General features: G+C 58.1%; 11 protein-coding genes. 5 read left to right on the plus strand and 6 right to left on the minus strand.

Annotated elements, in window-relative coordinates; genetic code table 11:
* The 3 genes from AC1DRJ_RS13455 to AC1DRJ_RS13465 all read right to left on the minus strand — a co-directional run.
* Positions 1-606, minus strand: a 606-nt coding sequence (locus tag AC1DRJ_RS13455) for a LysE family translocator (RefSeq protein ID WP_477802583.1), incomplete at its 3' end; no start/stop codon positions are given.
* 1 nt (position 607) lies between these two features.
* Positions 608-1378, minus strand: coding sequence for a 2OG-Fe(II) oxygenase (locus AC1DRJ_RS13460; RefSeq protein ID WP_477802584.1), 771 nt, complete (start codon positions 1376-1378; stop codon positions 608-610).
* A gap of 92 nt (positions 1379-1470) precedes the next feature.
* Positions 1471-2097: an alanyl-tRNA editing protein gene (locus tag AC1DRJ_RS13465; RefSeq protein WP_477802585.1), complete on the minus strand. Its 627-nt coding sequence runs from the start codon at positions 2095-2097 to the stop codon at positions 1471-1473.
* A gap of 90 nt (positions 2098-2187) precedes the next feature.
* Between AC1DRJ_RS13465 and AC1DRJ_RS13470 the strand changes: the two genes are divergently transcribed.
* Positions 2188-3177 (plus strand): LysR family transcriptional regulator, encoded by a 990-nt coding sequence (locus AC1DRJ_RS13470; protein ID WP_477802586.1) that lies wholly within the window; start codon positions 2188-2190, stop codon positions 3175-3177.
* A 158-nt stretch (positions 3178-3335) separates the two neighbouring features.
* Here the strand turns inward: AC1DRJ_RS13470 and AC1DRJ_RS13475 are convergent, their stop codons facing one another.
* Together AC1DRJ_RS13475 and AC1DRJ_RS13480 are read right to left on the minus strand one after the other, a co-directional pair.
* The gene (locus AC1DRJ_RS13475; protein ID WP_477802587.1) at positions 3336-3743 is read right to left on the minus strand and encodes a PA2817 family protein; all 408 of its coding nucleotides are present in this window, start codon (positions 3741-3743) and stop codon (positions 3336-3338) included.
* Between the two features lie 83 nt (positions 3744-3826).
* Positions 3827-6274: an acyl-CoA dehydrogenase gene (locus AC1DRJ_RS13480; protein ID WP_477802588.1), complete on the minus strand. Its 2448-nt coding sequence runs from the start codon at positions 6272-6274 to the stop codon at positions 3827-3829.
* A gap of 248 nt (positions 6275-6522) precedes the next feature.
* Here AC1DRJ_RS13480 and AC1DRJ_RS13485 point away from each other — a divergent pair, with 248 nt between their 5' ends.
* The 4 genes from AC1DRJ_RS13485 to AC1DRJ_RS13500 all read left to right on the plus strand — a co-directional run bounded on the left by AC1DRJ_RS13485 (position 6523) and on the right by AC1DRJ_RS13500 (position 9689).
* Entirely contained in the window at positions 6523-7182 is a 660-nt protein-coding gene (locus tag AC1DRJ_RS13485; protein WP_477802589.1) for a transglutaminase-like domain-containing protein, read from the plus strand.
* Positions 7183-7225: 43 nt separating this feature from the next.
* The gene (locus tag AC1DRJ_RS13490) at positions 7226-7849 is read left to right on the plus strand and encodes a glutathione S-transferase family protein (protein WP_477802590.1); all 624 of its coding nucleotides are present in this window, start codon (positions 7226-7228) and stop codon (positions 7847-7849) included.
* A gap of 131 nt (positions 7850-7980) precedes the next feature.
* Entirely contained in the window at positions 7981-8913 is a 933-nt protein-coding gene (locus AC1DRJ_RS13495; RefSeq protein ID WP_477802591.1) for an ABC transporter ATP-binding protein, read from the plus strand.
* On the plus strand, positions 8910-9689 hold the full coding sequence (locus tag AC1DRJ_RS13500; RefSeq protein ID WP_477802592.1) for an ABC transporter permease: 780 nt from the start codon (positions 8910-8912) through the stop codon (positions 9687-9689). Before AC1DRJ_RS13495 ends, AC1DRJ_RS13500 begins: the two co-directional genes overlap by 4 nt.
* 168 nt (positions 9690-9857) lie before the next feature.
* On the opposite strand, the gene AC1DRJ_RS13505 is transcribed toward AC1DRJ_RS13500, so the two are convergent.
* On the minus strand, positions 9858-10077 hold a 220-nt coding region (locus AC1DRJ_RS13505), incomplete at its 5' end, for a DUF2062 domain-containing protein (protein ID WP_477802593.1).

Genomic DNA, 10077 nt, shown 5'->3' on the forward strand with positions numbered 1-10077 from the left:
GATCAGAATCACCCCCATTGTCCGTTCAAACCAATGGCCCATGCGCATGAAGAGCACTCGCACCCGGGCGCTGGAAAAGAACAGCGCGACAATGACAAACCACAACGCATTCACAAAGCACATCCAGACCCCATAAAACGCCTGGACCTTGAGTGGTGTCGTGGCACTGATAATGGTGGTGAAAATTGCCAGGAAAAACAGCGTCGCCTTTGGGTTGGTCGCGTTGGTCAGAAACCCGGTGGTGAATGCCTTCAACAGCGGTTGTTCAGCGACGGGGGCGTCCGGGACTTTGTCACCCTCAAGCGCGGACTTGGGTTTGCTGCGCAAAAGGCTGACACCGAGGTACAAAATGTAGACGCCGCCCGCGACCTTGGCCACCGTCAACAGCCAAGGCGTCGTATGCATCAGCGCACCGACTCCAAGCAGCGTGTACAGCACGTGCACGGAAATCCCCGCGCCGATACCCAACGCCGTGCAGATGCCTACCAACCGGCCGAAACGCACGCTCTGACGAATGGTCACGGCGAAATCCGGCCCGGGTGCGACGACGGCCAGAAAGTGAATAGTCGCCAGCGCCAGAAATTCGCCCAGGTAATTCGAAATCATCTCAACTCCAGAAGGTAAGAGGTGAAGCATTGCCGCGGTAACCGACAAAGAACGAAAGGCTCAGTCGCGGATCCGCCACACCCGGTGTCACCGAGTGCATGCGGCGCGAATTGAACATGATGAAATCGCCTGGTTCTGGGCGTATCTCCAAGGCCGGAGGGCCTAGCAGGGCCGGGTCGATGCCGTAACTGTCGCCGCGCATGTCGTCGAACTGATCCGGGGAAATGTCGTCGTCCCACACCTGCAGCGCACCGCCCTCGGTCGGCATATTCAGGTAAACGTTGCAGGCGAACTGCGCTTCCAGGCTTCTGGCCTGGTAGCTGTCCGGGGCGTCCTTGGCGRAAATGTCGTGGTGGGCAAGGAAACACACCCCCGGTTTCACCACCCGTGACAGGCCGACATACATCTTGCGACCGTAGAGGTTTTCCAGGTGCGCACCCGCCGGCCAGGATTCGTCGAGCATGCAGCGCAGGGTGTCGACCGGGGATGAATAGGGCGCGCAACGGTTACGCAACTCCGCAATATTGCGGGTGGCGCGTTCGAAGTAGTCCTCGATCAGCAGGGGCTGATTTTCCGCTTCATAAAATGCCATTCCGATGCGGCCGATGCTCGGCGCATTGATGTAGCCTTCGAAGCCTGGGGCGAGGATCTTGTCGCCAATCTGAATCGCCAGCGGCCGGGGTAACAAGCCTTTGACGCGGATGGCGAGGACTYCTTCATTGGCCAGTTTTTTTATGCACGTCTCATCGAGACGCTCGACGTCAAGCATCATGTTTTAGGTCCCTCTATCAGATAGTCAACGGAACCCGCGAACGCAGGTTCCCCCGGCGTCAGACGATGACGGTGCCGGCATCGCCCAAATGCTCAATCCACGTTGTAGTGGACTGACAGCGTTCCCTTCTTCAATGAAAGGGACGCGATCGTGACCGTGCCAAGCTCCTTGAGGCTGCGTACATGGGTGCCGCCGCAGCCGTAGGCGGGCAGTTCACCGAAGCCGATTTCCCGGGCGCCTTCGCGCAAAGACGTCAGGCGCGGAAAATCCTCGGTAATCCACTGTTCGAGGCCGAGTTGAATGATTTGGGCATCGACGTCCTGTGCGCATTCCAGCGCCTTGAATTGCACGCGTCCTTCGCCCGGCCAGTGATGCGCCTTGATCGGCATCCAGCCCTTGGCCTGGATGAAGTGGCCGATCAAATGCCCGGCTGAATGCATGCGTGTATTGCACTGACGACGCTCCCCATCCACCCGGATCGGGGTCATGCCGGGGGGTATCGGCTGATCGACGAAATGAATGATCCGGTCAGGATCCTGGATAACCCGCAGTACCTGACTATTGCCGATCCAGCCCGTATCAGAGGGCTGTCCGCCACCCTGTGGGTGAAACAGCGTGGCGCGCAGAACCACCGAAAATTCGTTCTCACAGGGCGTGCAATCCAAGACTTCCACATTAGCCTTGAGGTCATCACTATGGAAAAAGAGGCGAAGCGTCATATTCCATGCCCTTATTAAAGTTTCTATTTTTATTATATGTAGCGTGGAATTGCGTGATAATCCGTTCAAACATCAAAGGACTGTTGCGCTGTGAGCATAAATCTTCCGCTTCCGCTGCTGGGTGAGATGGCGATTTTCGTCAAGGTAGTCGAAACCGGCAGCTTTTCCGAAGCGGCCCGCCAACTGGGTGCTTCTCCTTYGGCGGTCAGTCGTAGCATTTCGCGTCTGGAGAAGGCGCTGGCCACACGTCTATTGCAACGAACCACGCGTAAATTGCGCTTGAGTGATGGCGGCGAAGAGGTGTTCAAGCGCTGCCAGGAAATGGTCAGCGCCGCCAAATCGGTGATGGAAATCAGCGGGCAGTTCACCCATGAAGCCGAAGGATTGGTGCGAGTCAGTGTGCCCAAGGCTGTAGGGCGATTCGTTATTCACCCGCATATGCCGGAGTTTCTGCGGCGCTATCCAAAGGTCGATGTGGAGTTATTGCTTGAGGATCGGCAGGTGGATCTGATCGACGACCATGTGGATCTCGCCATCCGAATCACCGATCAACCACCCGCCGGTCTAGTTGGACGGCAATTACTGACCATAGACCATTTGCTCTGCGCCACACCGCAATACCTGGCCGAATACGGTACGCCGACGCATCCCCACGATTTGCTCAACCACAGCTGCATCTATCTGGGGGAAACCCCAAGCGATGCGCGCTGGAAATTCAAGAAAGGCACCAAAGCAGTCACAGTCGGCGTACGTGGGCGGTATGCCGCCAATCACACGGGTGTGCGGTTCGGCGCGGTATTGCAGCACATCGGCATCGGCAGCCTGCCGTATTTCACTGCGCGTCATGCGCTGGAGCAGGGGCTGATCGTGCAGGTGTTGCCGGACTGGACGTTTCTGGCGTCGTACCACGGCGGGGCCTGGTTGCTGCATTCGCCAACTCGCTATCTGCCGCCGAAATTGCGGGTGTTTATCGACTATCTGGTGGAGTGTCTTGAGAAGGAGCCGACGTTGAGCAAGCAGGGGAAGGCGGACAAGGTGGCGGCGGAGTTTSAGTTACCTGAGAGTGATGGGTTGCTGTGAGGGGCCCCTTCGCGAGCAGGCTCGCTCCCACATTTGACCGCGTTCCGATGTGGGAGCGAGCCTGTTCGCGATAGCGTTTGTCCAGAAAATGCATCACGCAGCCAATAAAAAGGCCCGCATGTTCAACCATGCGGGCCTTTTGCATAACTGATCCGGGATCAGTGCTTGGCGTCGTTGTTCGACATCGCCAGCAGTTGTTTTTCCTGGTTCCAGTCAAACGGTTCGTCGTTCTGTTCAGCTTCGAAGCGACGTTCTTCCAGCGCCTGATACAGATCGATTTCATCATCGGGCATGTAATGCAGGCAGTCGCCGGCGAAGTACCACAGCAAATCGCGCGGGACCAGGTGGGCAATTTGCGGGTAGCGGGTGATCACCTGGCAGAGAATGTCCTGGCCCAGGTATTGGCTTTCGATCGGATCGATCGGCAGCAACGCACGCAGTTCGTCGAAGCGCTCCAGGAACAAGGCATGGCTTTCTTCGGGAACCTGTTCGGCCTCACCCACGGCGACCAGGATGCTGCGCAAGTGGTCAAGCAAGACGAGATGGTCGGCAACGACGTTGGACACGAGATAAGTCCTCAAGAGCAAAACGGGCGCAGGAGTATAAAGCCCCTGCGCCCATTTTGCATTGGCGTACATGTATTGCGGGATCAGCGGACCTTTCCTTGCGCCAGCGCCAATTCTTCTTTATCGAAATCGTCGACATCAATTACCTTGCGCCGCGCCGCTTCGGTGGCCCGCAGGGTTTGCGCTTCCACTGCCTGCAATACACCGGCCTCCAGCGCTGCATCGATGACATGTTCACCGGCAGCCGGTTTGAGCTGGCCACTTTTGAGCGCCATGTGCAGTTTTTTCTGCAGAGGCTGCGCTGCGTTGAGCAAATTGCAGGCATGTTGCAATGCCCCGACGGCGTCATCGGCTGATTGCGGTCTATAGCACCCGCCCAGCAACTCTTCGAGTGTCGGATCGCCCTTGGCGCGGCCAATCACGGCGGCCACTTCGGCCCCTAGTGAGTCCGATGGCCCTTTGTGTCGACGGCCGAACGGGAACACGACGACCCGCAACAGGCAACCCAGCACCTTGTTCGGGAAATTGGTCAACAGTTCATCCAGCGCACGTTCCGATTGGCCAAGACTTTCCTCCATGGCCCAGGTAAACAGCGGCGCCATGTGCTCCGGTGAATCGAGATCGTGGTAACGCTTGAGGGCGGCAGAGGCGAGGTAGAGGTTGCTGAGCACGTCTCCCAGGCGTGCCGACAAGCGTTCGCGACGCTTCAATTCGCCGCCCAGCAGCATCATGCTCAGGTCCGCCAGCAGGGCGAACGCCGCGGCCTGGCGGTTGAGCGCCCGGAAGTAACCCTGACTGAGCTTGTTGCCCGGTGTGTGTTCGAAGTGTCCGAAGCCAAGATTCAGCACCAACGTGCTGGCAGCGTTGCTCACAGCAAAGCCGATGTGCTTGAGCAGCAGACCGTCGAATTCGATAAGCGCCTGGTCCTTGTCTTCGCGGCCAGCGAGGGCCATTTCCTTGAGCACGAAGGGATGGCAACGAATCGCCCCCTGGCCGAAGATCATCAGGTTGCGCGAGAGAATGTTCGCGCCTTCCACGGTGATGAAAATCGGCGCGCCATTCCAGCTGCGGCCAAGGTAGTTGTTTGGCCCCATGATGATGGCTTTACCGCCGTGAACATCCATCGCGTGGCTGATGCACTCACGGCCGCGTTCGGTGAGGTGGTATTTGAGAATCGCCGACAGCACCGACGGTTTCTCGCCCAGATCCACCGCGTTGGCGGTCAGCATGCGGGCCGCGTCCATCATCCAGGCGTTGCCGCCGATGCGCGCCAGGGCTTCCTGAATCCCTTCGAACGCCGACAGTGGCACGTTGAATTGTTCGCGAATCCGAGCGTACTGACCGGTTACCAGGCTGGTGTATTTGGCCGCGCCGGTGCCGACAGCCGGCAATGAAATCGAGCGCCCGACCGACAGGCAATTCATCAGCATCATCCAGCCTTTACCGAGCATTTCCTGGCCACCTATGAGGAAGTCGAGCGGCACGAACACGTCCTTGCCGGAGTTGGGGCCGTTCATGAATGCGGCACCCAGCGGCAAGTGGCGGCGGCCGATTTCCACGCCTGCGGTATCCGTAGGAATGAGTGCCAGGCTAATCCCCAGGTCTTCCTCGTCACCCAGCAAATGGTCCGGGTCATAGGCCTTGAAGGCGAGGCCGAGCAGGGTCGCTACCGGGCCGAGGGTGATGTAGCGTTTTTCCCAGTTCAGGCGCAGGMCAAGGGTTTCCTTGCCTTTCCATTCGCCTTTACAGATCACCCCTGTGTCGGGCATTGCCCCAGCGTCGGAACCGGCCAATGGGCCAGTCAATGCAAAGCAGGGAATGTCGTCCCCACGCGCCAGTCGAGGCAGGTAATGGTTGCGTTGTTCGTCGGTGCCGTAATGCAGCAACAGTTCGGCGGGGCCAAGGGAGTTGGGGACCATCACGGTGGAAGCGAGGTCGCCACTGCGGGTCGCCAGTTTCATGGCGACCTGTGAGTGGGCATAGGCAGAGAAGCCTTTGCCGCCAAATTCTTTAGGAATGATCAGCGCGAAGAAGCCGTTTTCCTTGATGTGCGTCCAGGCTGCGGCGGGCAGGTCCATGTCTTGCCCGATTTGCCAGTCGGTGACCATGGCACAGAGCTCTTCGGTCGGTCCATCGATGAAGGCCTGTTCCTCTTCGCTCAGTTGGACTTTTGGATAGGACAGCAGTTTGTCCCAGTCGGGGCGACCGCTGAACAGTTCGCCGTCCCACCACACGGTGCCGGCGTCGATGGCGTCGCGTTCGGTTTGCGACATTGGCGGCAGGGTTTTCTGGAACCAGTTGAACAGCGGTGCGCTGAAGAACTTGCGACGCAGGTCGGGGAGCAACAATGGCGCCGCAACGGCTGCGATCACCACCCAGTACAACAGCAGCAGCCAACCGGGCGCACGGCTGAAAGCCCCCATTGCCACCACATAAGCGGCAACGATGCAAAGAGCGGGCAGCGGAGCGATGCGACGATGGGCCAGCCAGGCTATCCCGACAACCAGAACCAGTATCCACAACAGCAGCATATTTAATCCTCCATGAATCAGGGTAAAACCAACCTTCAGAGCTTAGACGGCATCCGCCAAACAGGGTGGTCAGAGCGATGTGATTGAAATCGTGGGAAACCTTGGATGAGATTTGTAGGCTCGGTTGGCAACACGCTCGTGAAATCGTTCGTTTCCTACGCGGCAATGCGCCCATGTTTGGCCGAAACGTCGTTATCTCTGTGCTGAACCTGTCGTTAGACTCGGGGCTTCCCCAGGAGATTATTCTCATGCACGAGTACTTGAGTCCCGGCCGCTTCATCGATAGTGACCACCCCTCGGTGGTGGAGTTCGCCGAACAACATCGCGGCAGCCGTCGAGATCCGGTCGAGCAAGCGATCGGCCTTTATTACGCGGTGCGCGAGGCGGTGCGCTACAACCCCTACACGTTTAGTCGCGATCCGGAGACCTTGCGCGGCAGTTATGCGCTGGCCGCCGGAGAAAGCTATTGCGTGCCCAAAGCCACGTTGCTGGCCGGCGCGGCGCGACATTGCGGGATCCCGGCGCGGATCGGTCTGGCCGATGTTCGCAATCACCTGTCGACGCCACGTTTGCTCGAATTGCTCAAGAGCGATGTGTTTGCGATGCACGGCTATACGGAGCTGTATCTGAATGACCGTTGGGTGAAGGCAACCCCGGCGTTCAACCAAAAACTCTGTGAACTGTTCAATGTCGCGCCGCTGGAATTCGACGGGATCCACGACAGTGTCTTTCATCCGTTCAATCGCGATGGCGCGCAGTTGATGGAGTACCTGGTCGATCACGGGCAATTCACCGATGTGCCGGAAACGTTCTTTTTCGAGCACCTGGAAAAGTGTTATCCGCATCTGTTCAGCGACACACTGCCAACCCTGCTGGGGGATATGCAGAGCGATTTGAGTCGCGCCTGATCCGGCGTATGCTGCCTGCCCACTTGTCGAAAAAGAGGCGGTCATGCTGAAGATCTGGGGTCGGAAAAATTCGTCGAATGTAAAAAAGCCGTTGTGGGCCGCCGAAGAACTGGGGTTGGCCTATGAAGCCATCGATGCAGGTGGCGCCTTCGGTGTTGTCGATACGCCGCAGTACCGGGCGATGAACCCCAATGGCCGCATACCGGTGATCGAGGATGACGGCTTTGTCCTGTGGGAGTCCAACGCCATCGTGCGTTACCTGATGGCCCGTCATGCCGACGGCAGTCCCTGGTATCCGACGGATCTGAAAGCCCGCGCCACGGCTGACAAGTGGATGGACTGGACCACTTCAAGTCTCTCCGGTCCCTTCCGCACAGTATTCTGGGGCGTGATGCGCACTGCGGCAGACAAGCAGGACTGGTTGGCCATAAACGCCGCAATCAAGGAATGCACCGAGCTGCTGTCGATGGCCGATCAAGCGCTGGCCGCCAAACCGTACTTGTCTGGCGACGAAATCGGCATGGGCGACATCCCGCTCGGCAGTTTTATTTATGCCTGGTTCGAGATGCCGATCGAGCGCGCACCGCAGCCGCACCTTGAAGCCTGGTACGCCCGGTTGAAACAGCGTTCGGCGTATCAAAAAGCCGTTATGACCGCGTTGACTTAATACTCACTATCGACACACTTGACTGTACTTGTGTGGCGGCGACAAGCACCATTGCGCTCACGCGCCGCGGTTGCAGTCGTCGCCGCCGGCCATCTTTTGTTCCTTTCTTCCTTCTTGGTGCGTAATCCGATATGAGTTCCGCTCTGTCCATCCGGCAGCTAACCAAAACCTACGGCAACGGTTTCCAGGCCCTGAGTGGTATCGATCTGGACGTCGCCGAAGGTGACTTTTTCGCCTTGCTCGGCCCTAACGGCGCCGGCAAATCCACGACCATCGGCATTCTCTCGACCTTGGTGAACAAGACCAGCGGAACGGTGAATATCTTCGGTCATGACCTGGATAAGAACCCTGCGCAGCTCAAGCGCTCCATCGGCGTGGTGCCCCAGGAATTCAACTTCAACCAGTTCGAAAAGACCTTTGATATCGTCGTGACCCAAGCCGGTTATTACGGCATCCCGGCGAAAATCGCCAAGGAACGCGCCGAGCAATACCTGACCCAACTGGGGCTGTGGGACAAACGCGACACGCCGTCACGCTCGCTGTCTGGCGGTATGAAGCGTCGACTGATGATCGCTCGTGCGCTGGTTCATGAACCGCGCCTGCTGATCCTCGACGAACCGACGGCAGGGGTGGACATCGAACTGCGTCGCTCGATGTGGACCTTCCTCACCGAGCTGAACCAGAAAGGCATCACCATCATCCTCACCACGCACTATCTGGAAGAGGCCGAGCAGTTGTGCCGCAACATCGGCATCATCGACCACGGCACCATCGTCGAGAACACCAGCATGAAGCAGCTGCTCAGCCAACTGCATGTGGAAACGTTCCTCCTCGACGTCAAGAACACATTGAACAGTGCGCCGCAGTTGCTCGGCTACCCGACCCGGCTGATCGACAGCCACACCGTTGAAGTCCAGGTCGACAAAGCCATGGGCATCACCGCATTGTTTACTCAGTTGGCGCAGCAAAACATCGAAGTACTGAGCCTGCGAAACAAAACCAATCGCCTCGAGGAGTTGTTCGTGTCTCTGGTGGAGAAAAATCTGTCGAAGGTGGCGGTATGAGTTCCGAGCTGCAACCCAACCTCGTTGCCCTCAATACCATCGTTTACCGTGAAGTCCGGCGCTTTACCCGGATCTGGCCGCAGACCCTGCTGCCGCCTGCCATCACCATGGTTCTGTACTTCGTGATCTTCGGCAATCTGATCGGTCGCCAGATCGGTGACATGGGTGGCTTCACTTACATGGAGTACATCGTGCCGGGTCTGATCATGATGTCGGTGATCACCAACTCCTACGGCAACGTAGTGTCGAGTTTTTTTGGCAGCAAGTTCCAACGCTCCATTGAGGAACTAATGGTATCGCCAGTATCACCGCATACGATTCTAATCGGCTACACCCTGGGTGGCGTACTGCGCGGGTTGATGGTTGGGGTCATCGTGACGTTGCTGTCGCTGTTCTTCACGGATTTGCAGGTGCATCACCTGGGCGTGACCATTCTGGTGGTGGTGCTGACGGCGACGATCTTCTCGCTGCTGGGCTTCATCAACGCCGTGTTTGCGCGCAACTTCGATGACATCTCGATCATACCGACGTTCGTGCTGACACCGCTGACTTACCTGGGCGGGGTGTTTTACTCGATTTCCCTGTTGCCACCGTTCTGGCAGACCGTGTCCCTGGCGAACCCGGTGCTGCACATGGTCAACGCCTTCCGTTACGGGATCCTTGGTGTTTCAGACATCCGGATCAGCATCGCGATCACCTTCATGCTGGTGGCGACCTTCGTGTTGTACATCGGTTGCGCACGGTTGCTGGTCAGCGGTCGCGGGATGCGTACCTGATCGAGGACCGCGTCGCCCACTTCGCGAGCAGGCTCGCTCCCACATGGGATCTGCTATGAACACAAAGTCTGTGTTCAGCACCGAACCCTGTGAGAGCCTGCTCGCGAAGGGGCCAGCACAAACACCGCATAAAAAAACGGCCTCCACATTAGAGGCCGTTTTGCATTCCTACATCCGGCTTTTCTTACGCCGCCTCCACTGCCGCGCCACCCACCAGCGCCAGTACATCATGGTCAGGAAATAGGCGAGGGCACCCAGCACCACTCCGGTGACGACCGAGCCCAGCAAAAACGGTTGCCATAACGTAGACAACTCGCTCCTGACCCATTCCCAGGACATTGAGTCAGGCAACTGGCGGGTGGGCACATCCAACAGCCAGGCACCGGTC

The sequence above is a fragment of the Pseudomonas sp. P5_B2 genome (assembly GCF_056400445.1).